Source organism: Enterobacter sp. PL_is379 (genome assembly GCF_055817355.1).
Window position 1 is genome coordinate 329,396 of the sequence record NZ_JBVPGT010000029.1, and the last position, 23,837, is coordinate 353,232.

The following is a 23,837-nucleotide window of genomic DNA, read 5'->3' on the forward strand; positions in this document are numbered from 1 at the left end:
ACCAGTCTCTCTAATTGGTTGCCAAGTGGCGCAAGTTTACGCAAAATGCCGCTCATTCAATGGCAAACCTTATGATTAACATGGCTACAGCAGACTGAGGCAACCGGCGTCGCAGAGAATTAACTAATTGAAAAAATTAAAGATTAATTATCTGCTCATCGGCATTGTAACGTTGCTGCTGGCAGTGGCCCTCTGGCCTTCCATCCCCTGGTTCGGCAAAGCCGAAAACCGTATCGCCGCCATTCAGGAGCGGGGGGAATTGCGCGTCAGTACCCTCAACTCTCCGCTGATTTACAGCGACATCAACGGTAAAATCATTGGTCTGGATTACGAGCTGGCACAACAGTTCGCCGATTATCTTGGCGTGAAGCTTAAAATCACCGTCCGCCAGAATATCAACCAGCTGTTTGACGACCTCGATAACGACGATGCCGATATGCTTGCCGCCGGGCTGGTGTATAACAGCGAGCGCAGCAAAAACTACCAGCCAGGCCCGACCTACTACTCCGTTTCGCAGCAGCTGGTTTACCGCGTCGGGGGCCTGCGCCCGCGTTCGCTGGCCTCGATTGACGATCGGCAGCTGACGATTGCGCCTGGCCACGTGGTGATTGACGATCTGCGTGAGCTCAAGGAGAAGAAATATCCCGACCTGAGCTGGACGGTGGATCCGAAACTCGGCACGACGGAGCTGCTGGAGCAGGTAAAAGACCAGAAAGTGCCCTACACCATCGCCGATTCGGTCGCGATCAGCCTGTTCCAGCGGGTGCATCCTGAAATCGCCGTGGCGCTGGACGTCACCGACGAGCAGCCTGTGACCTGGTTTAGCCAGCTTGATGACGATCAGACCTTCTCTGCCGCGATGCTTGATTTCTTCAACACCATCAATGAAGACGGTACCCTGGCGCGCCTGGAGGAGAAGTACCTCGGTCACGGTGACGACTTTGACTACGTTGACACCCGCAGCTTCCTGCGCGCGGTAGACAGCGTCCTGCCAGATCTGCAGCCGCTGTTCGAAAAATACGCCCAGGAGATTGACTGGAAACTGCTGGCGGCTATTTCGTATCAGGAATCCCACTGGGATACCCAGGCCACGTCGCCCACGGGCGTACGTGGTTTGATGATGTTAACTAAAAATACCGCGCTGAGCCTGGGCGTCAATGACCGTACCGATGCCGAACAGAGCATCAGCGGCGGTGCGCGCTATCTGCAGGATATGATGGCCAAAGTCCCGGAAACGGTGCCGGAAGAGGAGCGGATCTGGTTTGCGCTGGCGGCCTACAATATGGGCTATGCGCATATGCTGGATGCGCGAGCGCTGACGGCCAAAACGAAAGGCAACCCGGACAGCTGGTCAGACGTAAAGCAGCGGCTGCCGCTGCTGAGCCAGAAGCCATGGTATAACAAGCTGACATACGGCTACGCGCGCGGACATGAAGCCTACGCCTACGTGGAAAATATCCGTAAATATCAGATTAGCCTGGTCGGGTATCTGCTGGAGAAAGAGAAAGAGGCAACGGAGGCCAAACAGCTGGCTCAAAGTTACCCGGTCGTGGCGCCGGACGAGCTTAATCGTCCGACAGCTTCAATTCTGCCTTTTGCTGCTTTTTCTGCTGACGGCGCATTCGAAAGAAATCGCTTAATAGCCCCGAACACTCTGGTGCAAGCACCCCGCCGATAGTCTTCACCTGGTGGTTCATCCCCGGGTGACCCAGCACGTCCATCAGCGAACCGGCCGCACCGGTTTTTTCATCCCGCGCACCGAAGACCAGAGTCCCGATCCGGCTGTGCACCATCGCGCCGGAGCACATCACGCACGGCTCCAGCGTCACATACAGCGTGGTATCAAGCAGGCGATAGTTTTGCAGCACCAGACCGCCCTGGCGAAGCGCCATGATTTCGGCATGTGCAGTAGGATCATGGCGGCCAATCGGACGGTTCCACCCTTCACCAATCACCTGGTTATTGTGGACCAGCACGGCGCCTACGGGCACTTCGCCCTCATCCCAGGCACGCTGAGCCAGCGTCAGCGCATGGCGCATCCAGTATTCATGGTCGAGTTCAGGGTTGGACAACGGTTGATACTCCAGTCGAAAAGCGGGCGGCATTATACACGCCCATTATGGATAAGACTATTCGAGTTGCTGGAGTTCACCTGATGGCGTGACGCGCCAGCGATGCTGGCAAAAATAGAGCAGCGGGTTGTCCTGTTTACTGTCGCTGTAGCCGCTGTACAGGCGCAGCGGCGTACCGATGCGTTTCTCCAGCTGGACCACTTTTTCATGCCCCAGGCAGCGCAGTGTCAGCACCCAACCGCCGTAACCGCGGGCAATTTGCGTGGCAATAAGATTCACGCGCGGAAGCCAGGGGGTATCAAAATAGACCTGCTCCACCAGCGTCTGCGGGGAGCCGGTAATCAGCCAGATGTCGGCATCGTTCGCGTCGAGGTAGCCAGTCAGGCGCGCCTGCACCACCGGAAAGGCGGCGACGTGGCCGCGGAACCAGTGCGCAAAATCCTTTTCGAGCTGTTTGAGGCGCGCTTCGCTGTGCCCAAAGGTACATCCCCACAGCAGCAGACTCATCGGCCATCGCGCCGCACGACCTTTCACCAGCAGCGCGATACCGATAACCGGTAAGAGCGGTAGCACGAGCAACGCATTCAGGGGCTGACGCCGCAGCAGGTAACGCATAAACGTACCAAACATATCCTGCTGATGCAGCGTTCCATCCAGGTCGAAAAAGACAACGCGACGCGCGTGATTTGCCAAACCTTACTCCTCTGGATCGTTGAAACCTAACAGCCAGGTAAACAGGAACCCGGCGATCACCGCTACTAAATAGCCTAACAGATAGAACATCACTTTTCCGGTCACGATGGTTAATGCCAGCGGTAAACCGGAAAGCCCAAAGGTGATAACGGTGGCGACCTTCCAGTAGCTGATCAATGCCCCACCTACCGCACCGCCCAGACACGCCGCGAGGAACGGTTTACCCAGCGGCAGCGTAACGCCGAAAATCAGCGGCTCGCCAATGCCGAGCAGTCCAACCGGGAGTGCGCCTTTAATCACTTTCTTCAGTCGCGCGTTGCGGGTTTTCATCAGTACGGCAATCGCCGCGCCGACCTGCCCCACGCCCGCCATCGACAGGATAGGCAGCAGCGCGTTATAGCCGTGCGACTGCACCAGCTCAACGTGGATCGGCACCAGCCCCTGGTGCAGGCCCGTCAGCACCAGGGGCAGGAAGGTACCCGACAGCACCGCGCCCACTAACAGGCCGCCGCGATCAATCGCCAGCGACGCACCGTGGGCGATGGCTTCAGAGATCCACCCGCCTAACGGCTGGAGGGCGACAATCGCTACGCTACCGGTAATCAGCGTAGTCAGCAGCGGGTTGAGGATAAGCTCAATAGAGCCGGGCAGAACCGCGCGCAGCCTTTTCTCGATCCAGCACATCAGGATGACCACCAGCAGCACGGCGATCACCCCACCGCGGCCCGGCTGGAGCGCCTCACCAAACAGCGTGATCTGCGCCAGCTGCGGGCTGGACAAGATGCCCGCCATCACGCCGCCCATGGCCAGCGATCCGCCAAACACCTTCGCGGTATTGACCCCAACCAGAATGTTCATGATGGCGAAAACAGCGCTGCCGAAGATCCCCAGAATCCCCAGCAGGTTCGGATACTGCGTGGCGAAATCCCCCACAATATCCGGCCGCTTGAGAATATTGATGATCCCGGTGATTAGGCCTGAGGCAATAAACGCCGGGATCAGCGGAATGAAGACGTTTGCCAGCTGACGCAGCGCATCGCTCATCGGGGCTTTGTATTTGGCCTTTGCCTGCGCTTTGGTGCGCTCCGCATCGTCAATCGACACGCTCGCGCTAACGCCCATCAGCGCTCGCATGGCATCGACAACCTGCGCCGCTTTCCCCGGCCCGACGATCAGCTGATGCTGCTGGCCCTGTTTCACGTAGCCGCTGACGCCGGACAGTTGCTTCAGGCGCGGCACGTCAAGCTGGTCGTCGTTATGCACCTCGACGCGCACGCGCGTCATGCAGTTTTCGAGACGCTGAATATTTTTTTCCCCACCGATCCCCTGCAGGATACCGCTGGCGAGCGCTGCTGTTTTGTCCATACACGCCTCTGTTAGTTTTCTAATGCCGCCCGTAAGAAGCCGTTATGCGCATCGAGTTTGGCTCTGGCGCTTGCCGCATCCAGCCCGCTTAAGATCATCAGAATGGCCGGCTTAACATCGTGATCGGTTTGTTTGAGTACTGCTTCTGCCTCTTCACGGCCTGCGCCCGTCGCCTCCATCACCATGCGGCAGGCTCTGTCCACCAGCTTGACGTTGGTGGCCTGCATATCCACCATCAGGTTCTGATACACCTTCCCAAACTTCACCATCGCGCCGGTGGAGATCATATTGAGCACCAGCTTTTGCGCGGTCCCGGATTTCAGGCGCGTGGAGCCGGTGAGCGCTTCCGGCCCAACCACCGGAGAGATAGCGATAGCGGCCACCTGTGCAATCGGTGATCCTGGGTTACAGGAGATGGCGACCGTCGTGCAACCGGTCTGGTTAGCGTATTCCAGCCCGCCAATGACGTACGGCGTGCGCCCGGATGCTGCCAGCCCAACCACCAGATCCTGCGCGGTCAGGTTCAGCGCTTTGAGATCATCTTCACCGAGCTGTTTGTTATCTTCCGCCCCTTCAACGGCTTTCAGCAGCGCACCGGGTCCACCGGCAATCAGCCCAACTACCAGACCATGCGGCACCCCAAAGGTTGGCGGGCATTCTGACGCGTCCAGGACCCCAAGACGCCCGCTGGTGCCCGCGCCCATGTAAATAATGCGTCCACCGGCCTTGAGGGATTTCGCCGCCGCATCGACCGCTTTCGCCACCTCGGGTAATGTCTCTTTCACAGCCTGCGCGACCAGCGTATCCTGTTGATTAAAGCGGTTAACCAGCTCCAGGGTGGAGAGCGCATCCAGATCCATGGTTTGCGGGTTACGCGTTTCAGAAACAAGTGAGCCAAGATTCATTTTTGTACCTCAAGAATTTTTAATTCATAATAATCACACTATAATGGAATATAAAATTCATTCAGGCGAGCAAAATCCGTATTTGCGCAGATAATCACATTTTCGCCAGGAGACCGTATGAACTGTTTAATTCGCATTCGCCAGCGCTACGCAGGCTTTGCCCAAAGCGACAAGAAGCTGGCGGATTTTCTGCTTTCTCAACCCGATCGCGCGCGCCATCTCAGCTCGCAGCAGTTGGCGAGTGAGGCCGGCGTGAGCCAGTCCAGCGTAGTGAAATTTGCGCAGAAGATTGGCTTTAAGGGATTCCCCGCCCTCAAGCTGGCGATCAGTGAAGCGCTGGTCAGTAACCCCAACCCGCAGTCCATGCCGGTGCATAATCAGATCCGCGGAGACGATCCGATGCGGCTGGTCGGCGAAAAGCTGATCAAAGAGAACGTGGCGGCCATGCATGCGACGCTGGATGTGAATACGGAAGAGAAGCTGCTGGAGAGCGTGGCGATGCTGCGCGGCGCGCGGCGGATCATTCTGACCGGCATCGGCGCGTCCGGGCTTGTGGCGCGTAACTTTGGCTGGAAGCTGACAAAAATTGGGCTTAACGCCATCGTCGAGCAGGATATGCACGCCCTGCTGGCGACCGTACAGGCGATGGATCCTGACGATCTGCTGCTGGCGATCTCCTACTCCGGCGAGCGCCGCGAGATCAACATGGCCACCGATGAAGCGCTGCGCGTCGGCGGTAAAATTCTGGCGATCACCGGTTTTACGCCGAATGCCCTGCAGCAGCGGGCCACGCGCTGTTTATATACCATTGCCGAGGAGCAGGCCACGCGCAGCGCGGCTATCTCGTCCACCAGCGCACAAATGATGCTGACGGACCTGCTGTTTATGGCGCTGGTGCAGCAGGATCTGGAGCGTGCGCCAGAACGTATTCGCCACAGCGAAGAACTGGTAAAGAAACTGGTTTGACGCGTATAATGCCCGCCCAGTTTGTGTTGTTTCTGAGAATTTCCTGATGGCGCTGTTAATTACCAAAAAATGCATTAATTGCGATATGTGCGAGCCCGAATGCCCAAACCAGGCGATTTCGATGGGCGACAGCATTTATGAGATTAACAGCGACCGCTGCACGGAATGCATCGGCCACTATGAAACGCCGACCTGTCAAAAAGTGTGCCCGATCCCGAATACCATCCTGAAGGATCCGGCACACGTCGAGAGCGAAGAGCAGCTGTGGGATAAGTTTGTCCTGATGCATCACGCGGACAAACTTTAACTTTCGATAATCACCGTTGCGCTGGCATAGTGGCGCTCATCGGCGATCGTCACGTGCACGTGATTCACGCCCAGCTTCTCGGCCAGCTTTTGCGCCTCGCCCCATAAGCGCAGGCTTGGCTTACCCAGCTCATCGTTAAACACTTCAAACTGGTTGAACGCCAGACCGTTACGAATGCCGGTTCCGAAGGCTTTAGCGGCCGCCTCTTTTACCGCAAAGCGCTTTGCCAGAAAGCGCACCGGCTGCTGATGCGCTTCCCAGATGGCCCATTCGTTATCGCTCAGCACGCGTCTCGCCAGGCGATCGCCGCTACGGGCGATCACCGCTTCTATGCGGGCTATTTCAACGATATCGGTGCCTAAGCCCAGAATGGCCATTACTGACGCGCTTCCTGCATCAGGCGTTTCATTTCTGAAACCGCCTCTTTCAGGCCGCTCATCACCGCGCGGCCAATGATGGCGTGGCCGATGTTCAGCTCGTGCATTTCCGGGATGGCGGCAATGGCCTTCACGTTATGGTAGGTCAGGCCGTGACCGGCATTGACCTTCAGACCCAGGCTCGCCGCGTAGGTGGCCGCTTTAGCAATACGCTCCAGCTCTTTCGCCTGCTCTTCATCATTTTTGGCATCGGCATAGCAGCCGGTGTGAATTTCGATATACGGCGCGCCCACGTCAGCTGCCGCTTTAATCTGGGTGAAATCGGCGTCGATAAACAGAGAAACCAGGATACCGGCATCCGCCAGGCGCTTGCAGGCATCGCGCATTTTGTCGAGCTGACCGGCCACATCCAGCCCGCCTTCGGTGGTGACTTCCTGGCGTTTTTCCGGCACCAGGCAGCAGAAATGCGGTTGGGTCTCGCAGGCGATGGTCAGCATCTCTTCGGTGACCGCCATCTCCAGATTCATACGGGTGTCCAGCGTCTGACGCAGAATGCGCACGTCGCGGTCAGTGATGTGGCGACGGTCTTCACGCAGGTGAACGGTAATGCCGTCGGCGCCAGCCTGTTCAGCGATGAACGCCGCCTGAACCGGATCGGGATACGCCGTGCCGCGCGCATTACGCAGCGTGGCGATGTGATCGATATTGACGCCTAACAGTAATTCAGCCATGACAATCCTCGGTTTTCTTTTCGATTCTGTGGTCTAACGTTTCGGTACAAACTGCCTGAATAATTCGCGGCTCTTTAAGGGCTTGCCGCCAAGATACGGCTTGAGGGCAATCCGGGTAAAGCGTTTTGCTGCGCGCAGGGTATCCTGATCGGGAAACTCGCGCTCATACAGCGCCCGGAGCTGGCGCCCGGTAAAGGTGCTGTTGTCTATCACGATACTGGCAATGAAGCCCTTTTCTTCGCGGTAGCGGTAGGTCATGGTGTCTTCCACTTCGTCACCGCTGCCCGCACAGTGCAAAAAATCCACCCCGTACCCAAGATGGCCCAGCAGCGCCAGTTCAAAACGACGCAAGGCGGGTTCGGGCGTGCCGGTTGCGCCAGCCAGCGACTGGATACAGTGCAGATAATCGAAGAAAAGTTCAGAGAAGCGAGTCTCATGCTCAAGAACCCGTGAGATGAGTTCGTTGATATACAGGCCGCTGTAGAGCGTGATGCCGGAAAGAGGAAGCGCCAGGGAGACGGCTTCGGCGCTGCGCAGGGTTTTGACTTCCCCTCGCCCGCCAAAGCGAACCAGCAGCGGCGTGAAAGGCTGTAGGGCACCTTTCAGATTAGAACGTTTGGAACGTGCGCCTTTCGCAACCAGGCGCACGCGACCCGACTCTTCCGTGAAGACGTCCAGCATCAGGCTGGTTTCGCTCCAGGGGCGACTATGCAGGACGAAAGCGCGCTGCCATCCATCCATATGCTCGTCGTCTTAAGTTACTGGTCTTCGCCGTAACCGAGGCTGCGCAGAGCACGCTCATCATCGGCCCAGCCAGATTTCACTTTCACCCACAGTTCGAGGTGAACCGGCGCTTCAAACATCTCCTGCATGTCCTTACGGGCTTCAATGCCGATGGTTTTGATTTTGGCCCCTTTGTTGCCGATCACCATCTTCTTCTGCCCTTCGCGCTCAACAAGGATCAGGCCGTTGATGTCGTAGCCACCGCGCTCGTTGGTCTGGAAACGCTCGATCTCCACCGTCACAGAGTACGGCAGTTCAGCGCCCAGGAAACGCATCAGCTTTTCACGGATGATTTCAGACGCCATAAAGCGCTGAGAGCGATCGGTGATGTAGTCTTCCGGGAAGTGATGAATCGCTTCCGGCAGATGCTTACGCACGATGCCCGCGATGGTGTCCACGTTCAGCCCCGTCTCCGCAGACAGCGGGACGATATCAAGGAAGTTCATCTGGCTACCGAGCCACTGCAGATGCGGCAGCAGATCGGCCTTTTCCTGCACGTTGTCAACTTTGTTGACGGCGAGGATGACCGGCGTTTTGCCGTCACGCAGCTTGTTCAGCACCATCTCGTCGTCCGGCGTCCAGCGGGTGCCTTCCACAACGAAAATCACCAGCTCCACGTCGCCAATCGAGCTGCTCGCCGCCTTGTTCATCAGGCGGTTGATGGCACGCTTCTCTTCCATGTGCAGGCCCGGGGTATCGACGTAGATCGCCTGATACGCGCCTTCAGTATGGATGCCAACGATGCGGTGACGCGTGGTCTGCGCCTTACGCGAGGTGATAGAAATCTTCTGCCCAAGCAGATTATTCAGCAGGGTGGATTTGCCGACGTTCGGGCGCCCGACGATGGCAATAAATCCGCAATAGGTCTTTTCTTCGCTCATTCCAGCTCCAGCATTTTTAACGCCTGTTCGGCGGCAGCCTGTTCAGCCTTACGACGGCTTGAACCTGTGCCCACCACCGGTTCACTCAGGCCACTGACCTGGCAATGGATGGTAAATTCCTGATCGTGCGCTTCGCCACGAACCTGCACCACCAGATAAGATGGCAGCGGCAGATGACGACCCTGCAAATATTCCTGCAGACGCGTTTTCGGATCTTTTTGTTTATCGCCCGGGCTGATTTCGTCCAGACGGGTCTGATACCAGTTCAGGATCAGCTTTTCTACGGTCTGGATATCGCTGTCCAGGAACACACCACCAATTAATGCTTCGACCGTATCGGCAAGAATAGATTCACGACGGAAGCCGCCGCTTTTCAGTTCACCCGGTCCAAGACGCAGACATTCGCCCAGTTCAAATTCGCGCGCGATTTCCGCAAGGGTATTACCCCGAACCAGCGTGGCACGCATGCGGCTCATATCACCTTCATCCACGCGCGGGAAACGATGATAAAGCGCATTCGCAATCACGAAACTTAAAATAGAGTCGCCTAAAAACTCGAGACGCTCATTATGTTTGCTGCTGGCACTGCGGTGGGTTAATGCCTGTTGCAACAACTCCTGATGATGAAAAGTGTAGCCCAGCTTCCGTTGAAGCCGATTAATTACGATGGGGTTCATGCGATACCAATAAATGAATGCGTCAAAAATGCAGCACACGAAACCGACCTGAGAAAACCAACGCGGTTTCGTGTGCCGTGGCACCCTTGCAGGGCCAACCTTAAACTTCGGGGGAATATTCTATACACAACGACAGGGGATGTCGTTAGTTCGAAGAGATTTATCGGTGAAATAATTCGTGTAGCCGCTTTAATTAGCGGCTACACGTTCATTTAGTGAGAATTAATGGATTCCGCCGATACGACTCAGGCGAACACCGGTCGGCCATTCGCCTTCCTGTTTCTCAAAACTCATCCAGATGGCGGTGGCTTTACCGACCAGATTCGCTTCCGGCACAAAGCCCCAGTAACGGCTGTCCGCAGAGTTATCGCGGTTGTCACCCATCATGAAGTAATGTCCTGGCGGTACAATCCAGCTCGCCAGCTGCTGGCCCGGCTGACGATAGTACATACCCAGCTGATCCTGCGCGATTGGCACGGTGAGGATCCGGTGCGTCACATCGCCCAGCGTCTCTTTGCGCTCAACCAGACGGATGCCGTCCTCTTTGGTTTCACCTTTCGGTACCTGGAAGAATCCGCTGGTCGCTTCACCGCCGTTACGACGGGCGAAGGTCTGCACAAAATCACTTGGCTCAACGTTTGAGTAGGTGATTGGCAGCGCGTTTTCACATGCGGTACCGGAGCTGCAGCCCGGCTGAACGGTGACTTCTTTCGCAACCGGATCGTAAGTCACTTTATCACCCGGCAGACCTACCGCGCGCTTGATGTAGACCAGGCGCGGATCTTCCGGATATTTGAACACCACGATGTCGCCACGTTTCGGATGACCGGTTTCGATCAGCGTTTTCTGGTAGATCGGGTCTTTAATGCCGTAGGCAAACTTCTCTACCAGAATAAAATCACCAATCAGCAGCGTTGGCATCATTGAACCTGATGGGATCTGGAACGGCTCGTAAATAAACGAACGTACCACCAGCACAATCGCCAGCACCGGAAATACCGAGGCACCCGTTTCCAGCCAGCCCGGTTTCGGGCCGACTTTCTTCAGGGTTTTCGCGTCAATCCCATCGCCAGTGGCTGCCTGTGCGGCAGCCTGACGTTCACGACGTTTTGGGGCGAAGATAAACTTATCCAGACACCACAGCAGACCTGTCACCAGGGTAGCAATGACCAGGATCAGGGCAAACATGTTCGCCATGCCAACTCCTTAGGGTTATTTGCCGTCTTTACCAACATGAAGGATGGCAAGGAATGCTTCCTGCGGCAGCTCGACGTTACCGACCTGCTTCATACGCTTCTTACCTTCTTTCTGCTTCTGCAGCAGCTTTTTCTTACGGCTGACGTCACCGCCATAGCACTTCGCCAGAACGTTTTTACGCAGCTGTTTCACGGTGGAACGTGCGATAATATGGTTGCCAATGGCCGCCTGAATCGCGATATCGAACTGCTGACGCGGGATCAGATCTTTCATCTTCTCAACCAGCTCGCGGCCACGGTACGGCGCATTGTCGTTGTGGGTGATCAGCGCCAGCGCATCCACACGCTCGCCGTTGATCAGCACGTCCACACGCACCATGTTGGAGGCCTGGAAGCGTTTGAAGTTGTAATCCAGCGACGCATAGCCACGGGAGGTGGACTTCAGACGGTCGAAGAAGTCGAGTACCACTTCCGCCATCGGGATTTCGTAGGTCAATGCGACCTGGTTACCGTGGTAAACCATGTTGGTCTGCACGCCACGCTTCTCAATACACAGTGTAATAACGTTACCCAGGAATTCCTGCGGCAGCAGCATGTGACACTCTGCAATAGGCTCACGCAGTTCCTGAATGTTGTTCAGCGGCGGCAGCTTGGACGGGCTATCGACGTAGATCACTTCTTTCGAGGTGGTTTCAACTTCATAGACTACGGTCGGTGCCGTGGTGATCAGGTCCAGATCGTATTCACGCTCCAGACGCTCCTGAATGATCTCCATGTGCAGCAGACCGAGGAAGCCACAGCGGAAGCCGAAGCCCAGCGCCGTTGAGCTTTCTGGCTCGTAGAACAGGGACGCATCGTTCAGGCTCAGTTTACCGAGCGCATCACGGAAGTTTTCGTAGTCGTCAGAGCTAACCGGGAACAGACCCGCGTAAACCTGCGGTTTTACCTTTTTAAAGCCTGGCAGCGCTTTATCTGCCGGGTTACGCGCACCGGTCAGGGTATCGCCCACTGGCGCACCGAGGATGTCTTTGATGGCGCATACCAGCCAGCCTACCTCGCCGCATGTCAGCTCGGTACGGTCAACCTGTTTTGGCGTGAAGATGCCCAGACGGTCGGCGTTGTAGACCTGTCCGGTGCTCATCACCTTGATTTTGTCGCCTTTGCGCATGGTGCCGTTTTTAATACGCACCAGGGAGACAACGCCCAGATAGTTATCGAACCAGGAGTCGATAATCAACGCCTGCAGCGGCGCATCCGGATCGCCTTCCGGGGCCGGAATGTCACGCACCAGGCGTTCCAGCACGTCGGTCACGCCCACACCGGTTTTCGCGGAGCAGCGCACGGCATCGGTCGCATCAATGCCGACAATATCTTCAATCTCTTCCGCAACGCGCTCAGGATCGGCGGCTGGCAGGTCGATCTTGTTCAAAACCGGCACAACTTCGAGATCCATTTCCATCGCGGTGTAGCAGTTTGCCAGGGTCTGGGCTTCTACGCCCTGCCCGGCATCCACCACCAGCAGCGCGCCTTCACAGGCCGCGAGCGAACGTGAAACCTCATAGGAGAAGTCAACGTGGCCTGGGGTGTCGATAAAGTTCAGTTGATAGGTTTCACCATCAGCCGCTTTGTAATCAAGCGTAACGCTCTGCGCTTTAATGGTGATACCGCGTTCGCGTTCCAGGTCCATGGAGTCCAGAACCTGGGCTTCCATTTCACGATCAGACAGGCCACCGCAAATCTGGATAATACGGTCAGACAGCGTCGACTTACCGTGGTCAATGTGAGCAATGATCGAAAAGTTACGTATGTTCTTCATATAGTTAAATAATTATGCCTTACGAATTCCTGGAGGCCGCTGTTCTTAGCCTGACGTTTTTCAGTGCGAAAACGCAGCATTCTACACTACATCCTCGCTACCTGGAAATGCACTTAGAGGCAGCTATAGCGTGAAGAAAGGACGTTTTCTGTTTTGGAACGTAAAAAATGATAAAGCCCGATGGATCACCGGGCCTCAGAAGAGAGCGTTTCAACACGAAGCTGGTCTGGCGCCAGCCCAACGCTGAGAATGACAGGCTGCCACTCCTCGCGTGCGGCGAGCGTCGGGGAGAGGCCTTTGGCGAGCCAGAATCCCCCCAGACCACCTAATGCGGCACCGCACATGGCGGCTCCGTCGGTGCCAAACAGCATCTGGAAAACGCCGCCCATAATAAACAGACCGACCAGCGGAGAGAGATACACCAGCATGGCGGAGCTGAGCAGACTGCCTTCCGCGATGCCCAGCTCTACCTTTTGCCCCGCCATAAGAGGCTGTTCGCTTGGCACAGAAATCGTGTGCGATGTTTGCGGCCCGAGCTTATTCAGCACGCGGCTGCCGCAGCCGGCGCGGGATGCACAGCTATTACATGAGGCTTTTACATCGCAGCTCACCAGCGCAATGCCGTTCTGCCACGAGACAACCGTCGCCCACTCTTTGATCATTGTGCGGCCCTGAATTTAATGCTGTCGGAGATGCGCTTCGCCGTTTGCGGAGGAAGTTCACCCACAATGGTGATCTCCGCGTTATCGCGTACCGTTGTACTTACCGTACGACGACCGGTACGCAGCATTTGTTCGGCGCTGTTTGCCGTTGCGCGATTAATATTCACCGAGAAACTGAACAAACCATCGGAATAGAGGCGCGATTCCACCGGCGTTTCAATCGTTGGCAGCTGACGACGGCTGCTGGACACTTCGCTAAACCCTTGCGGGATCCAGGCAGGTACCCAGTTGAAATTAACGGAGTCTCCTGCCGGAACAGAAAGCAGCGGCGGCAGGCTGGCCTTAGCCAGGTTCTGCATGCTGTTACCAACCTGATTGTTCACGCTGAAGGAGATAACGCGGAACTGTTCCAGCGTTTCACCGTCACGGTCGAGGAGGTCAACACGCATGGGGAGTTTGGTTTCCGCATCAATCCAGACAATATAGCTGTAGCGCGTTCCGTCCCGGGCAACAACCCGAATCACCTCGCACAGTCTGTCCGCGATGCGGGTACGCCCTACCGAAATAAAATCGTAGTAAGGGGCAAGCCGTTTGAAATCGGTGTAAATGAGTGACGGCAGAGAATCAACGATATAATCGCCATTCAGCGTGAAAGGTTCCAGGCCTGGCTCGAAATAGCTGATTTCATTACCACGCTGGACAACTTCCCGACGCGGGCCATCCATCTGTAAAAGCTGGGCGAGCGGCTGGTTATCAAGACGGGCATGACGATAGCGTAACGACTCGACGCCCTGCTTATTGATGCTGATAAATGCCAACTCGTAATTGAGTGACTGGCTGGCCAGATTCATTTGCTGCAACAACGCCCCGGATGATACATCAGCCGAGGCGTTGGCAGAGAAGAACAGGCTACCCGCCATCAGAGACATGGCGAACCAAAGTTGCTTCATTACTGCGATTGCGTTCCTAAAGTTTGGTTTCCGGGCACCTGCACAGCAGCTTGCTGTGTCTGGGCCTGCTCAAACTGAAGCTGTTCAGAGTGCAGACGACGCTGCAACTCGTAATCCTGCAACATCGCATTAATGCGACGGCGCTGCTCCTGAACCTGCTGCTGCTGACCGCCGCTGGCGGAAGCATCAGCCGGTACGCCCAGGCTTACCGGGCTGGCTTTGCCCATCATCGGCAGTGTGTTAAACACTGGCGCTTCTGGCTGCTGATTAGTTTCAGACTGAGTATTATAGTGCTGGACGCCAACGATAACTGCAAGCGATACGCATGCAGCCACACCCATTTGGGTAAGCTGGCTGGCCCACGGACGCACCTTTTGCCAGAACGGCATTTTCTGCCACTGGTGAGGTGCGGGTTGAGCTTCAGGAATCAGCGGAGTGGTCTGATGAACAGGCTCATTCTCAATCGCCGCCATGACGCGGGCTGAGATATCGAAATGGAGAACCTCGCCGGTGTCACCGCGAAGGGTGTCACGGATGAGATGGTAACTCTCCCAGGTCTCTTGCATTTCGGGAGAATGAGACAGCTCGTTGAGCAGCTCACTATCAACCGTTTCACCATCCATTAAAGCGGAAAGTTTTTCTTTCTGCATGCCTAATACCTTTTCCAGTATCCCGCTATCGTCAACGCCTGATAAGCGGTTGAACTTTATTATCAATAGCTTCTCGCGCACGGAAAATTCGTGAACGTACCGTGCCGACCGGACAATCCATGATAGCGGCTATCTCTTCATAGCTCAGACCATCAAGCTCCCGTAACGTAATTGCCATGCGTAAATCTTCCGGGAGCGACTCGATCGTGCGAAAAACGATTTGTCTCAGTTCTTCTGACAACATTAAGTTCTCAGGGTTCGAAATTTCTTTCAATGCGCCGCCACTTTCGAAGTTTTCGGCGTCGATTGCGTCCACATCACTAGAAGGCGGACGACGGCCCTGAGCGACCAGATAATTCTTTGCCGTATTGACCGCAATACGGTACAGCCAGGTATAAAAAGCACTATCTCCCCGGAACGAATCCAGCGCGCGATAGGCCTTAATAAAAGACTCTTGCACCACATCAGGCACATCGCCTGACGGTACATAGCGGGAAACCAGGCTCGCCACCTTATGCTGGTAGCGCACCACCAGTAAGTTAAAGGCTTTCTGATCTCCCTTCTGGACCCGCTCAACCAGGACCTGGTCCGTTAACTGCTCGCTCATCCGAGGTAATGTCTCCCCAAACCTAAATTCCACGCGTTATCGAAACGCCACTCTAAAAATACCGCACTTTGAGCAAGCACCGAATTAGAGTGTCTGATCTTCAATAAGTTCCGTAACGCCTTTGTTTTTGTTCATCGCGCCGCAGACTGTTCATTTTCTCTCATTATAAGTCTGTTCACGATACGCACCACTTTCTGACAAGAAACATCTTTTTCCCGCCAGAAGAGTAACGCAACCCAGTCTTTATTTCATCACAAAATCTGACGCTAACGATCTGCTTCGCAAAATAATTTCACTCATTTACCCTCCGTTTACCTCTGCTTACGCGTTTAGTCATTGCAACAGCCATCAAAAAAAACGTGCGATAAATCGCATTCAGGTGCTATTCTGGCCTAACACTGTTTAGTAAATTAAACAACAATCATGAACACAACACCTGAACTCCATTGTGATGTACTGATCATCGGCAGCGGCGCTGCCGGTCTCTCTCTGGCGCTACGCCTGGCCGAGCATCAAAACGTTATCGTTCTGAGTAAAGGGCCGATAAGCGAGGGTTCCACGTTTTATGCCCAGGGCGGAATTGCCGCCGTGTTTGATGAGACAGACAGCATTGCCTCCCACGTCGACGATACGCTGATTGCCGGGGCCGGGATCGTGGATGCGCACGCCGCAGAGTTTGTCGCCAGCAATGCCCGCCATTGCGTGCAGTGGCTCATCGACCAGGGCGTCTTATTCGATACGCAGGTTCAACCCAACGGTGAAGAGAGCTACCACCTGACGCGCGAAGGCGGCCATAGCCACCGCCGCATCCTGCACGCAGCGGATGCCACCGGGAAAGAAGTGGAGACCACGCTGGTCGGCAAGGCGCTGAGCCATCCTAATATTCGGGTACTTGAACGAAGTAACGCCGTTGACCTGATTATCTCCGACAAGATTGGCCTGCCGGGCACGCGTCGCGTGGTGGGCGCCTGGGTCTGGAACCGCAATAAAGAGAAGGTGGAAACTTGCCAGGCGAAAGCTGTAGTGCTGGCCACGGGCGGCGCCTCTAAAGTGTATCAGTACACCACGAACCCGGACATTGCCTCCGGAGACGGTATCGCGATGGCCTGGCGCGCCGGCTGCCGGGTGGCGAACCTTGAGTTCAATCAGTTTCATCCAACCGCCCTGTTCCATCCTCAGGCGCGCAACTTCCTGCTGACGGAAGCCCTGCGCGGCGAAGGCGCCTATCTGAAACGCCCTGACGGCACCCGCTTTATGCCGGACTTTGACTCTCGTGGCGAACTGGCTCCGCGCGATATCGTTGCCCGCGCCATCGACCATGAAATGAAGCGTCTTGGCGTGGATTGCATGTATCTTGATATCAGCCACAAGCCTGCAGAGTTTATTCGCCAGCACTTCCCGATGATTTACGAAAAGTTGCTCAACCTTGGCATCGATTTAACGCGCGATCCGGTGCCGATTGTGCCAGCCGCCCACTATACCTGCGGTGGGGTCATGGTTGACGATCATGGGCGTACCGATGTCGATGGCCTGTATGCTATCGGTGAGGTCAGCTATACCGGGCTTCACGGCGCGAACCGTATGGCGTCTAACTCGCTGCTTGAGTGCCTGGTGTACGGCTGGTCAGCAGCGGAAGACATAGCGAAGCGCATGCCTTATGCCCGTGAAACAGAGCGCCTGCCTGCCTGGGATGAAAGCCGCGTGGAAAATCCGGACGAGCTGGTCGTGATCCAGCATAACTGGCATGAGCTACGGCTGTTCATGTGGGATTACGTCGGGATTGTGCGCACCACGAAACGTCTTGAGCGCGCGCTGCGCCGCATCACCATGCTGCAGCAGGAAATTGATGAGTATTATGCCAATTTCCGCGTATCGAATAATCTGCTGGAGCTGCGCAATCTGGTGCAGGTTGCCGAGCTGATCGTTCGCTGCGCGATGATGCGTAAAGAGAGCCGCGGGTTGCACTATACGCTGGACTATCCGGATCAGCTTGCGGAATCCGGCCCGTCGATCCTCGCCCCGCAGGTTTACATAAACAGATAAAACGCCTGGGTCAGGGCAGTGTAATCTTCGGAATAACGCTGGTCTGGCCCACGGATCACCATTCGATCGTTAAAGCATTCACCCTCTTTCGGCGAGAGCGCCAGCAGCACGCGGTGTGGCAGTCGGCCTTCCGTATCCGAAATATCGGTACGCAGACGTAACGTCCAACCAATCTCCTGCGCGATACCGATGAACGTGTTGCCGGTACTCTCTGGCAGGACCACGCAGAAAAAGCCTTCTTCGGAGATGAGTTCGGCCGCACTGGTGAGCAGCGCTTTATGATCGAGGGAACGGGTATAACGCGCCTGTTCGCGCTCGGGTGTCCCGCACTCAACGCCGGGCGCATAGTAGGGAGGGTTACTGACGATCAGATCGTAACGCGCGGTTTGTTCAGGTGCCCAGGCCAGCACATCTGCGCATTCCACCTTCATTCGGGCTGCCCAGGGAGATTCGGCCATATTGTCACTCGCCTGCTCTGCGGCCTGAGCATCCAGTTCGACGGCATCGATGGTGACATGTTCTTCCGTACGCTGCGCCAGCATCAACGCCACCAGCCCGCTGCCGGTACCGATATCAAGAATACGCTTAACACCTGCGACAGGCGCCCACGCTCCCAGTAAAATACCGTCTGTACCGACTTTCATGGCACAGCGATCGTGAGCGACAAAAAATTGTTTAAACGTAAAACCATCGCGGCGCAGCTGCGCTTTGAGTTGAGACATGTCAGGGCAACCTTCTAAGTGAAACTGGAGTAGCATAGGGGAAAGCGAAGTGGCCGAAAAGCGATATCCATACAAACAGATGAAGATTACAGCCGTAACGTCTATAATCAGCGCCCCACACAGAGGTAGAACATGACTGTAACGACTTTTTCCGAACTTGAACTCGATGAAAGCCTGCTCAATGCACTTGAGAGCAAAGGCTTTACACGCCCGACCGCCATTCAGGCAGCGGCCATTCCGCCTGCGCTTGAGGGCCGCGATGTACTCGGTTCTGCGCCAACCGGCACGGGGAAGACAGCAGCCTATTTGCTGCCTGTGTTGCAGCATCTGCTCGACTTTCCACGTAAAAAATCTGGCCCGCCGCGTATTTTAATCCTGACGCCGACGCGCGAACTGGCCATGCAGGTTGCCGATCACGCGCGTGAACTTGCGGCAAATACCCATCTGGATATCGCCACCATTACCGGCGGCGTTGCGTACATGAACCACGCCGAAGTGTTCAGCGAAAACCAGGACATCGTCGTTGCGACGACGGGCCGCCTGCTGCAGTACATTAAAGAAGAGAACTTCGACTGCCGCGCGGTTGAAACGCTGATCCTCGACGAAGCCGACCGTATGCTGGACATGGGCTTCGCACAGGATATCGAGCACATTGCCGGGGAAACGCGCTGGCGTAACCAGACGATGCTGTTCTCTGCCACCCTCGAAGGGGAAGCGATTAAAGACTTCGCAGAGCGTCTGCTGGAAGATCCGGTGGAAGTGTCGGCGACGCCGTCCACCCGTGAGCGTAAGAAGATCCACCAGTGGTACTACCGCGCGGACAACCTTGAGCACAAGGTCGAATTGCTCAAACACCTGCTGAAGCAGGAAGATGCGCTGCGCACAATCGTGTTTGTCCGTAAGCGCGAGCGCGTGCATGAGCTGGCAGAAATGCTACGTAACGCCGGGATCAACAACTGCTATCTCGAAGGCGAGATGGCGCAGATCAAGCGTACCGAAGGCATTAAGCGCCTGACCGATGGCCGCGTTAACGTGCTGGTTGCCACAGACGTGGCCGCTCGCGGGATCGACATTCCGGACGTCAGCCACGTCATTAACTTCGATATGCCGCGCAGCGGCGATACCTATCTGCACCGTATTGGCCGTACCGGCCGCGCGGGTCGCAAAGGGATTGCGATTTCACTGGTTGAAGCGCATGACTACCTGCTGCTGCAGAAAATTGGCCGCTATGTTGACGAGCCGCTGAAAGCGCGCGTTATTGACGGCTTGCGCCCAACCACACGTGCGCCGAGTGAAAAAATGACGGGTAAACCGTCCAAGAAAGCGCTCGCGAAACGTGCTGAGAGAAAAGAGAAAGAAAAAGAGAAACCGCGCGTGAAGCAGCGCCACCGCGATACCAAAAATATTGGTAAGCGCCGTAAGCCAAGCTCTGCCGCACCAGAGACGAAAACTGAAGAGTAAAAAAAGCCGGGGAAATCCCCGGCTTTTTTATTCCCCCTGCTGAAGCCGTTACAGGCTTTCAGTAAAGGTACGGGCGATAACGTCGCGCTGCTGTTCTGGAGTCAGTGAGTTAAAGCGAACCGCATAGCCGGACACGCGGATAGTCAGCTGCGGGTATTTTTCAGGGTGCTCAACCGCGTCCATCAGCGTTTCGCGGCGCAGTACGTTTACGTTCAGGTGCTGACCACCTTCCACGCGCACTTCCGGTTTCACTTCCATTGGAATTTCACGGTACTCGATTTCGCCCAGTTTGCTCACCGGCACGATTTCATCTTCAGCAAAACCCGCTTTCGCAACGACACAGCGCGCTTCGTTTTTCTCGCTGTCCAGCAGCCAGAAAGAATTGAGCAGATCGTCATTTGCAGCTTTAGTAATCTGGATACCTGTAATCATGTGTTGCCTCCCTAGGCTACATTAACTGATGTCGGCCTCTCGCGGCCAATTGGTAAAACCATTGTTTCTTGTGTGTATATATATCATTCACACCCCGGTGATTTATTGATTTAAATCAACAAAAACACCAACCACATAAAGAGTGTGGTTTGAATTTATTGTTTTAGATCAATTTCACAGCTTTACCAATTCAACTTGTACTGCATCTTTTCAAAATAAATTTAGCCACTTAGTGCACATTTCAGCGTGTAATTTTGCTCACCGGGGTTAAACAGGTAAGCTAGTCACAGATTGAGATTCGCAGGAGAGCGAGATGACAACACCTTTAACCTGGCATGACGTGCTGGCAGAAGAAAAGCAGCAGCCTTATTTTATCAATACGCTCAGCACCGTTGCCGCTGAGCGTCAGTCCGGACAGACGATTTACCCGCCGCAGAAAGATGTGTTCAACGCCTTTCGCTACACCGAATTGAGCGATGTGAAAGTGGTCATTCTGGGCCAGGATCCCTATCACGGCCCGGGCCAGGCGCATGGGCTGGCGTTTTCCGTCCGTCCGGGCGTGGCTATCCCCCCTTCTCTGCTCAACATGTATAAAGAGCTTGAGGGAACCGTGCCCGGTTTTACCCGGCCAAACCACGGCTACCTGGAAAGCTGGGCGCGTCAGGGCGTGCTGTTACTGAATACGGTGCTTACCGTACGGGCGGGCCAGGCGCACTCGCACGCCAGCCTTGGGTGGGAGACCTTTACCGATAAAGTCATCAGCCTTATCAACGAGCATCGTGAAGGGGTTGTGTTTTTACTCTGGGGATCGCATGCGCAGAAGAAAGGGGCGATTATCGATCGTCAACGGCATCACGTGTTGAAAGCACCGCACCCGTCACCGCTGTCTGCACATCGCGGTTTCTTTGGCAGTAATCATTTTGTTCTGGCGAATGAATGGCTGGAAAAACGTGGCGAAACGCCGATTGACTGGATGCCTGTGTTACCGGCAGAGAGCGAGTAGTATTTGAATGTGCCGGGTCAGACCCGGCACATTAAGAGGCTTACGCTTTGTTCTGACGCCACCACTCGGCCAGCAGCACGCCGGTCGCAACGGATACGTTCAGACTTTCCACGTTGCCTGTTCCGTCGATAGAGACGCTCAGATCCGCACTCGAGAGCGCCGCGTCAGACAGACCATCACGTTCCTGACCTAATACCAGCACCATTTTACGCGGCAGCGTCGCTTTAAACAGCGGCGTACCGGCATGGCTCGAGGTGGTCACGATGGAATAACCCGCTTTACGGAACTGCTCAAGAGCATCCAGCACGCTGTCGCCGGTGATCGGCTGTACGTGCTCGGCTCCGCCTTCCGCAGTACGGATCGCGGCACCGGATTCCAGCAGCGCGGCATCCTGCAACAGCACGCCTTTCACGCCAAAGTGCGCGCAGCTGCGCATCATTGCGCCCAGGTTATGCGGGTTGCCCACGTCTTCCAGCGCCAGTACGCAGTCATCGGCATCCGCCTGACTGACCCACTGCTGAACGGTCGTACCGTTACGTTTTTTGATCAGGAAGCAGACGCCGCCGTGGTGTTCAGTACCGGATGCTTTGGTCAGCTCGGCATCATCAACCACGTGGTAGGCTTTGCGGTTTGCCGCCATCCAGCGCAGCGCTTCTTTAAAGCGCGGGGTGACGCTCTGAATAAACCAGGCGCGGACGATACATTCAGGACGGCTCTGGAACAGCGCCTGGCAGGCGTTCTCACCATACACGCGAGTCTCTTCCGCACGCTGACGGCGCAGCACTTCCGGGTCGATAAAGCTTTTACCGCTGATACCGCCGTGATCGGCCTTTTCTGGCGTTTCGTCGCCAGGGGCACGAGAAACGGTGCGCCACGGGGAGGCGTTATCACGTGAGAAGTCATCCCGTGGACGGTCATCGCGTTTGCGATCGTCACGCTTGCGGTCATCACGTTTGCGGTCATCACCGCGGTTGTTTCTGTCATCGCGGGCGGGGCGACGGCCACCGTCTGCACGAGAAGACGCCGGACGCCCGCCACCTTTTCCGGTACGCGGATTTTGGGTGCGTTTATCAGAGTCATCATCACTGCGGACATACATCACTTTGACCTTGCCGCTTTTGTTTTTCATTTCGTCGTTCATGCTTTTCTCCACCAGCGCTGCGCGAAGCGCGCAGATTACCCGATGTGCCAGCGCATAGCCATAATTTCGTACAAAAGCCTGTGACTATTGTTCTCATTGAATAAAACGCATTGTTGTTTCAAACAGGCTCATTGATAATATGTAACATATTAGAAACATTATCGGCGTTCTGCCGCTGTCCCACGGCTCTATCAGAGGTTAGTTATGAATACCGTATGTGCCAACTGTCAGGCTCTTAACCGCATTCCGGACGATCGGATGGAAGATGGTGCGAAATGCGGACGTTGTGGCCATGAATTATTTGATGGCGAGGTCATTAATGCGACGGGTGCTACGCTGGACAAACTCCTCAAGGACGATCTTCCTGTCGTGATCGATTTCTGGGCGCCATGGTGCGGCCCATGCCGTAGCTTCGCGCCGATCTTCGAAGACGTGGCCGAAGAGCGCAGCGGAAAAATACGCTTCGTGAAGGTCAATACCGAAGCCGAACCCGAACTGAGCGCCCGTTTTCGTATTCGCAGCATCCCGACCATCATGATTTTCAAAAATGGTGAAGTGATCGATATGCTTAACGGTGCGGTTCCAAAAGCACCTTTTGAAAGCTGGTTAAACGAGTCGCTGTAACATTCACGGGGCACATCTTGTGCCCCGCTCCCGCCTCTGCGAAAATAGGGTTTTTCCTGCATTTCGCCCATGACTGATAACGCTGTTCTTCAATTACGCGCCGAACGCCTTGCGCGCGCTACCCGACCGTTCCTCGCCCGAGGCAACCGTATTCGCCGCTGTCAGCGCTGCCTGCTGCCGCTGAAGGTTTGTCTGTGCGAGACGCTGGCCCCGAGTACGGCGGAGAGTCGTTTTTGTCTGGTCATGTTCGATACCGAGCCGATGAAACCCAGCAATACGGGGCGTCTTATCGCCGATATTCTGCCGGATACCGCCGCGTTTCAGTGGTCCCGTACGGAGCCGCCTCAGGCCCTGCTCGATTTAGTGGCAAGCAAGGACTATCAGCCGATGGTCGTTTTCCCCGCGTCATACGCAGGTGCGGATCGCCAGGTGCTTTCAGTGCCGCCATCCGGTAAACCACCGCTGTTTATTATGCTGGACGGCACCTGGACCGAAGCGCGAAAAATGTTTCGCAAAAGCCCGTATCTCGACGCACTGCCGGTGATTTCTGTCGATCTTTCCCGCGTCTCCGCCTACCGCCTGCGTGAAGCGCATGCTGACGGGCAATACTGCACCGCCGAAGTTGCCATTGCGCTTCTGGATTTGGCAGGTGATACGGCTGCAGCTGGGGCTCTTGGCAACCATTTCTCATGCTTCCGGGAGCGCTATCTGGCGGGAAAAACCGTTCATAAGGGCAGCGTCACAGCACTCGAGCCAGAAAGCGTTTAAAATCA

Annotated in this window: 27 protein-coding genes; 8 read left to right on the plus strand and 19 right to left on the minus strand. The window is 55.6% G+C overall.

The genetic code is table 11. The features are described from left to right. Positions 1-127 precede the first annotated feature (127 nt). On the plus strand, positions 128-1,678 hold the full coding sequence (gene mltF, locus AC0TOY_RS14030; protein ID WP_032648672.1) for a membrane-bound lytic murein transglycosylase MltF: 1,551 nt from the start codon (positions 128-130) through the stop codon (positions 1,676-1,678). On the opposite strand, the gene tadA is transcribed toward mltF, so the two are convergent. Genes tadA through murQ form a run of 4 tightly spaced genes read right to left on the minus strand, consistent with a single transcriptional unit; the run spans position 1,566 to position 5,035 of the window. Continuing rightward, complete coding sequence (tadA, locus tag AC0TOY_RS14035; RefSeq protein WP_032645359.1) at positions 1,566-2,105, minus strand: tRNA adenosine(34) deaminase TadA; 540 nt, start codon at positions 2,103-2,105, stop codon at positions 1,566-1,568. The two genes, mltF and tadA, sit on opposite strands and share 113 nt — an antisense overlap. Before the next feature lie 24 nt (positions 2,106-2,129). After that, on the minus strand, positions 2,130-2,765 hold the full coding sequence (gene yfhb, locus AC0TOY_RS14040; RefSeq protein WP_248165405.1) for a phosphatidylglycerophosphatase C: 636 nt from the start codon (positions 2,763-2,765) through the stop codon (positions 2,130-2,132). Positions 2,766-2,768: 3 nt separating this feature from the next. Then, on the minus strand, positions 2,769-4,130 hold the full coding sequence (locus AC0TOY_RS14045) for a PTS transporter subunit EIIC (RefSeq protein WP_473721965.1): 1,362 nt from the start codon (positions 4,128-4,130) through the stop codon (positions 2,769-2,771). 11 nt (positions 4,131-4,141) lie between these two features. Further along, positions 4,142-5,035 carry an N-acetylmuramic acid 6-phosphate etherase gene (gene murQ, locus AC0TOY_RS14050; protein ID WP_090420236.1) on the minus strand — a complete coding sequence of 298 codons (894 nt, stop codon included), beginning with the start codon at positions 5,033-5,035 and terminating at the stop codon, positions 4,142-4,144. Positions 5,036-5,152: 117 nt separating this feature from the next. On the opposite strand from murQ, the gene AC0TOY_RS14055 reads away from it, so the two are divergent. Together AC0TOY_RS14055 and AC0TOY_RS14060 are read left to right on the plus strand one after the other, a co-directional pair. Further along, complete coding sequence (locus AC0TOY_RS14055; protein WP_023333056.1) at positions 5,153-6,001, plus strand: MurR/RpiR family transcriptional regulator; 849 nt, start codon at positions 5,153-5,155, stop codon at positions 5,999-6,001. Positions 6,002-6,047: 46 nt separating this feature from the next. Further along, a complete protein-coding gene (locus tag AC0TOY_RS14060) occupies positions 6,048-6,308 on the plus strand; it encodes a YfhL family 4Fe-4S dicluster ferredoxin (protein ID WP_008502177.1) in 261 nt (86 codons plus the stop codon). On the opposite strand, the gene acpS is transcribed toward AC0TOY_RS14060, so the two are convergent. The 12 genes from acpS to rseD form a co-directional block, all read right to left on the minus strand. After that, entirely contained in the window at positions 6,305-6,685 is a 381-nt protein-coding gene (acpS, locus tag AC0TOY_RS14065) for a holo-ACP synthase (protein ID WP_008502178.1), read from the minus strand. The genes AC0TOY_RS14060 and acpS overlap by 4 nt on opposite strands. Next, the gene (gene pdxJ / locus AC0TOY_RS14070; protein WP_473721966.1) at positions 6,685-7,416 is read right to left on the minus strand and encodes a pyridoxine 5'-phosphate synthase; all 732 of its coding nucleotides are present in this window, start codon (positions 7,414-7,416) and stop codon (positions 6,685-6,687) included. Before pdxJ ends, acpS begins: the two co-directional genes overlap by 1 nt. Before the next feature lie 33 nt (positions 7,417-7,449). Then, positions 7,450-8,157: a DNA repair protein RecO gene (gene recO / locus AC0TOY_RS14075; protein WP_048991368.1), complete on the minus strand. Its 708-nt coding sequence runs from the start codon at positions 8,155-8,157 to the stop codon at positions 7,450-7,452. Between the two features lie 17 nt (positions 8,158-8,174). Then, on the minus strand, positions 8,175-9,080 hold the full coding sequence (gene era / locus AC0TOY_RS14080) for a GTPase Era (protein WP_024908621.1): 906 nt from the start codon (positions 9,078-9,080) through the stop codon (positions 8,175-8,177). Further along, positions 9,077-9,757, minus strand: a complete 681-nt coding sequence (rnc, locus tag AC0TOY_RS14085; RefSeq protein ID WP_003860711.1) for a ribonuclease III — start codon at positions 9,755-9,757, stop codon at positions 9,077-9,079. The genes era and rnc overlap by 4 nt, the downstream gene beginning before the upstream one ends. A 222-nt stretch (positions 9,758-9,979) precedes the next feature. Further along, positions 9,980-10,954 (minus strand): signal peptidase I, encoded by a 975-nt coding sequence (gene lepB, locus AC0TOY_RS14090; protein ID WP_473721967.1) that lies wholly within the window; start codon positions 10,952-10,954, stop codon positions 9,980-9,982. Positions 10,955-10,969: 15 nt separating this feature from the next. Beyond that, positions 10,970-12,769, minus strand: coding sequence for a translation elongation factor 4 (gene lepA, locus AC0TOY_RS14095; RefSeq protein WP_024908619.1), 1,800 nt, complete (start codon positions 12,767-12,769; stop codon positions 10,970-10,972). Between the two features lie 185 nt (positions 12,770-12,954). Continuing rightward, positions 12,955-13,431, minus strand: a complete 477-nt coding sequence (gene rseC, locus AC0TOY_RS14100) for a SoxR-reducing system protein RseC (RefSeq protein ID WP_061714620.1) — start codon at positions 13,429-13,431, stop codon at positions 12,955-12,957. Then, positions 13,428-14,381, minus strand: coding sequence for a sigma-E factor regulatory protein RseB (gene rseB / locus AC0TOY_RS14105; RefSeq protein WP_023308851.1), 954 nt, complete (start codon positions 14,379-14,381; stop codon positions 13,428-13,430). Before rseB ends, rseC begins: the two co-directional genes overlap by 4 nt. Further along, positions 14,381-15,031: an anti-sigma-E factor RseA gene (gene rseA, locus AC0TOY_RS14110; protein WP_008502186.1), complete on the minus strand. Its 651-nt coding sequence runs from the start codon at positions 15,029-15,031 to the stop codon at positions 14,381-14,383. The genes rseB and rseA overlap by 1 nt, the downstream gene beginning before the upstream one ends. Before the next feature lie 31 nt (positions 15,032-15,062). Next, positions 15,063-15,638 carry an RNA polymerase sigma factor RpoE gene (rpoE, locus tag AC0TOY_RS14115; RefSeq protein WP_006176728.1) on the minus strand — a complete coding sequence of 192 codons (576 nt, stop codon included), beginning with the start codon at positions 15,636-15,638 and terminating at the stop codon, positions 15,063-15,065. Continuing rightward, positions 15,635-15,718: a rpoE leader peptide RseD gene (gene rseD / locus AC0TOY_RS14120; RefSeq protein ID WP_223605340.1), complete on the minus strand. Its 84-nt coding sequence runs from the start codon at positions 15,716-15,718 to the stop codon at positions 15,635-15,637. Before rseD ends, rpoE begins: the two co-directional genes overlap by 4 nt. 343 nt (positions 15,719-16,061) lie before the next feature. Between rseD and nadB the strand changes: the two genes are divergently transcribed. Next, positions 16,062-17,681: an L-aspartate oxidase gene (nadB, locus tag AC0TOY_RS14125; protein WP_473721968.1), complete on the plus strand. Its 1,620-nt coding sequence runs from the start codon at positions 16,062-16,064 to the stop codon at positions 17,679-17,681. Here nadB and trmN read toward each other — a convergent pair. Continuing rightward, positions 17,666-18,403, minus strand: a complete 738-nt coding sequence (trmN, locus tag AC0TOY_RS14130) for a tRNA(1)(Val) (adenine(37)-N(6))-methyltransferase TrmN (protein ID WP_473721969.1) — start codon at positions 18,401-18,403, stop codon at positions 17,666-17,668. The two genes, nadB and trmN, sit on opposite strands and share 16 nt — an antisense overlap. Before the next feature lie 132 nt (positions 18,404-18,535). On the opposite strand from trmN, the gene srmB reads away from it, so the two are divergent. Continuing rightward, positions 18,536-19,864, plus strand: coding sequence for an ATP-dependent RNA helicase SrmB (gene srmB / locus AC0TOY_RS14135; RefSeq protein WP_023344704.1), 1,329 nt, complete (start codon positions 18,536-18,538; stop codon positions 19,862-19,864). 48 nt (positions 19,865-19,912) lie between these two features. On the opposite strand, the gene grcA is transcribed toward srmB, so the two are convergent. Next, positions 19,913-20,296: an autonomous glycyl radical cofactor GrcA gene (gene grcA, locus AC0TOY_RS14140; RefSeq protein ID WP_008502190.1), complete on the minus strand. Its 384-nt coding sequence runs from the start codon at positions 20,294-20,296 to the stop codon at positions 19,913-19,915. A 313-nt stretch (positions 20,297-20,609) separates the two neighbouring features. On the opposite strand from grcA, the gene ung reads away from it, so the two are divergent. Further along, positions 20,610-21,299 (plus strand): uracil-DNA glycosylase, encoded by a 690-nt coding sequence (gene ung / locus AC0TOY_RS14145; protein WP_023333064.1) that lies wholly within the window; start codon positions 20,610-20,612, stop codon positions 21,297-21,299. Positions 21,300-21,339: 40 nt separating this feature from the next. Here ung and AC0TOY_RS14150 read toward each other — a convergent pair whose 3' ends face one another. After that, positions 21,340-22,440, minus strand: a complete 1,101-nt coding sequence (locus AC0TOY_RS14150) for a tRNA/rRNA methyltransferase (RefSeq protein ID WP_008502192.1) — start codon at positions 22,438-22,440, stop codon at positions 21,340-21,342. Positions 22,441-22,644: 204 nt separating this feature from the next. Between AC0TOY_RS14150 and trxC the strand changes: the two genes are divergently transcribed. After that, a complete protein-coding gene (gene trxC / locus AC0TOY_RS14155) occupies positions 22,645-23,064 on the plus strand; it encodes a thioredoxin TrxC (RefSeq protein WP_024908614.1) in 420 nt (139 codons plus the stop codon). A gap of 69 nt (positions 23,065-23,133) precedes the next feature. Next, positions 23,134-23,832 carry a tRNA-uridine aminocarboxypropyltransferase gene (locus AC0TOY_RS14160; RefSeq protein ID WP_024908613.1) on the plus strand — a complete coding sequence of 233 codons (699 nt, stop codon included), beginning with the start codon at positions 23,134-23,136 and terminating at the stop codon, positions 23,830-23,832. Positions 23,833-23,837 lie beyond the last annotated feature (5 nt).